At 72.7% G+C, this 2,687-nt stretch carries 1 protein-coding gene and 2 pseudogenes; 2 read left to right on the top strand and 1 reads right to left on the bottom strand.

Annotation, left to right across the window (positions count from 1 at the left end; all coding sequences use genetic code 11):
• Positions 1-354: pseudogene (locus ACFYOJ_RS36250) on the top strand (hypothetical protein); the annotation flags it as partial.
• Between the two features lie 26 nt (positions 355-380).
• Here ACFYOJ_RS36250 and ACFYOJ_RS36245 read toward each other — a convergent pair.
• A complete protein-coding gene (locus ACFYOJ_RS36245) occupies positions 381-2,171 on the bottom strand; it encodes a hypothetical protein (RefSeq protein ID WP_356557840.1) in 1,791 nt (596 codons plus the stop codon).
• Positions 2,172-2,367: 196 nt separating this feature from the next.
• Between ACFYOJ_RS36245 and ACFYOJ_RS36240 the strand changes: the two are divergent.
• A pseudogene (locus tag ACFYOJ_RS36240) lies at positions 2,368-2,687 on the top strand (hypothetical protein); the annotation flags it as partial.

Below are 2,687 nucleotides of genomic sequence, written 5' to 3'. Positions count from 1 at the left end.
CACCGGCTGCTCGCCCGCTTCGGCCTCTACCTGTGGCAGAGCATCGTCGCCGGCATCGTCCTGCTGACCATCATGAGCTCGGCCCCCGACTGGGCTCAGACGCTGTTCCCCCGAGCCGTGGAGCGCTACGAACGCGAACTGGGCGGCCCGGGACGCTGCCTGTACAGCACGCCGTACAACCTCGACCGCACCCAGACCACCTTCGCGGACGATCACCCCGGCCGGATGGTCATCGACCCCATCGCCGAGGGCCTGCCCGTGCTGCGCCTGGACCACGCCGTCGACGGCGGCCTGCAGCACCTTGTCCCTGCGGATGCCGCCGCCCGCAAGATCCTGGAGCAGTACGGCTGCTGACCTGACAGCGTTCGCAGGCCGGATCATCAGTAGCGGTACTGGTGAGGGGAGGGAGGCGTGTACTCCTCCCACAGCGGGCCGTCGTGCGAGCGGCGGTCGCGGTCACCGGTCAGGCCCACGATCCGGTGCACGGGCACGCTCAGCTGGTGCTCGGTGTCGCGCGCGGTGAAGGTGAGCACGCGCCGACGCGAGTCCCAGCCGTCGACGGCTCCGTACAAGACGTGCACCGCCGCCTTGCTACGGACGCCGGTCTCGACGATCAGCCGCATGACGCCGCGCGGCGGATACGGCTCGGTCAGCTCCCGCAGCTCCTGACCGGCCGGACCGGCGGCGGTGTCGTCCGGAACCCAGATCCACTGCCCCAGCTCGAACGACTGCTTCCACCGCCACCGGGAGTCCTCCTGCCGCTGAGGCGCCCAGTGCACCGGCTGGGCCTCGCGCCTCTCGCGCAGCAGCGCGCGAGCCTCTCGCACCCGCTCGGAAGGCCGAGGGCGCCGGCCGTCCTGCGCGACGTCCTCGGTCAGCAGGGGGAAAGCCGTCCGCAGCAGGGCACGGGCCGCGCCCAGCACCGCAGGAGCGGGCCTGTCCGGCGTGAAGCCGCCCGCGGCGAGCGGCTCGCCGGCGATCAGCCGTCCCCGCTGACCCGTGGCGTGCTCGAGCGCACGCTCGGCGGCGAACTCGGGCACCGCCAGGACCACCGCGTCCGCGGTCAGGTTCTCCCCGTACGGGTTGTAGCGCCGCCCCGCGCCCCACGGCACCCTCGGCCCGATCTGCTCGTACTGGGCCAGAAAGGCGAGATCACGATCGTGCGGCCCGGTCAGTGGCCAGCCGCAGACAAGCAGCAGCTGCTGCTTGTCCGATCCCTGCGCCGTCCCGGCGAGCTCGGCCTCCAGACGGGCGCACCAGCGCTGCACGAAGGAGTGCCACTGGTGGTGGAACTCGGCCTCGGCCCACGCGGCCGGCGAAGCGTGCCCCGCCGCGCAGGTCAGCGCCGGCAGCGGCAGCGCGGTCACATCCCGCACCCGGGCCTTGCCCCACTCACTGGCCACCACGGCAGAGGCGTAGTCGAGCGCTCCGCCCGCATCCCGGCCCTGCTCGCGCGCCATCGTCCAGGCCGCCCGGACCATCGCCCACAACTCCAGCGACGGCCGCCCGTACCCGTATCCGTGACCGGTTCCGAGTACGGCGCCCAGGGCTCGGGACTCCTCGTGCACCTTCCGGTCGGCCGCGACCGCGTCACAGGCCGCGGTCACCGACGCGGTGGCCGTCGCGGGCGGAGCGGCCGCCCGGTACGCGGCCAGTGCCTCGTCCGACCGCTCGACCACGGCGGTCCACGCCTGCAGTGCACGCCACCCCTGGGCGCCGAGCTCGGCATGATCGAGGACCGGCTTGAGCAGGGCCCGCACCGCGGCATCGTCGTGCCGGGCCGCCCGTTCCAGCGCCTTGGCGTACGACGGCCAGGTACGGGGTCCGCTCGCGCCGGCGAGTTCGGTCGCGCGGGCATCGGCCCGCAGGATCTGCTCCAGCGCCTGCCACAACACCTCGGCCCCGTCCGGCAGTTCCACGGCGCCGGCGCAGCCGGAGCACAGTTCGGCCAGCGCCTCCAGTACCACGACCTGATCCGGGGCTCGTCCCGACAGCCTGGTCGCGTGCTGGCAGTGCCCCCAGGACTTGCCCTCCGGAACCGGGACGTGCCACTTCCCCGTCCCGGCACGTACGAGCTGGACCTTCGCCTCGACGACCGTCGGCAGGTCGATGTCCAGGCGCCGCAACTCGACTCGGTTCAGTGACGACAGACGGCTCTGGCCGTGCCTCATACTTCAACCCGCCTTGCTCTGTGCCGTCCGTTGCGCCGCCACGCTACCGGCGTACGGGGCCACTGGGAGCGAGGTATCGGCGGCGCCGGGCGGTCGCGCAGCTCAGTACCTCGCGCTGCGGCGCCAGCAGCGCCGCCCTCGCAGCGGATTCGGTCAACCTCTCACGTGACGGCGCGGACCGGGTGATGATGGCTCGATGAACGCGTTGACCGCCCGCTGCTTGCCCGCCCGCTCCCGAGCAGTCGAGGAACTGGCGGAGGCTACGGCGAAGTGGGGCTGTGCCGTGCTCGACGACCCGGGAATCGCCGAGCTCGCCGACCAACTTGCCCACGTGGCAGGTCACATTTCGCAAGACCTCGTCAACCGGGGCGAGGCCGCAGCCGCGCTGGAGGCGGCCGTTGAGCACCTGTGGGCCGCGGCGCGGCTGGGCGGCCTGCTTCCCCTCGTCACCCGCCACCACCTCAACGTCGCCCTTCAGTGTGAACGCAGCGCACGGCAGGGTCAGGCCCGGCCGGT

Source organism: Streptomyces sp. NPDC006384 (assembly GCF_042870695.1).
GTDB lineage: Bacteria > Actinomycetota > Actinomycetes > Streptomycetales > Streptomycetaceae > Streptomyces.
This window is presented reverse-complemented; position numbering and strand designations above follow the sequence as displayed.

Bases quoted from the DNA above. Each gene is read 5' to 3' on its own strand.
- ACFYOJ_RS36245 (WP_356557840.1), bottom strand. From the start codon at position 2,171: ATGAGGCACGGCCAGAGCCGTCTGTCGTCACTGAACCGAGTCGAGTTG.